Below are 328 nucleotides of genomic sequence, written 5' to 3'. Positions count from 1 at the left end.
GGTGCCCGCATATCGAGCAAACTCGACAGGTCATCCGCATAAATATTCAGGCCATCCGCCGGCTCACCATCGGTACGCGGACGCTTCGGCTCAGGTCCCGACTCCGACGGCGGCGACTCCGAGCCAGGCGCCGCTCCGTCGGTCTCCGTCCCCCAATCTGGGAGATCCCGTTCCGTTGGTGTCCTCATATCGTTCTCTGCCAGCTGGTATTCGGGGGGCGGGGCAAAAAGCGTCGGGTCAACACCAAACGGGTCAGTTTCCGCTGGATCGGACGGCTGCCCGTCTGCGTCAGAGCCGGCCGGGCCCCATTCCATCGCCGCCGGCCGAC

This window comes from Micromonospora sp. NPDC048063, from assembly GCF_043202855.1.
Lineage (GTDB): Bacteria > Actinomycetota > Actinomycetes > Mycobacteriales > Micromonosporaceae > Micromonospora.
Note: the sequence above shows the minus strand (reverse complement) of the source record.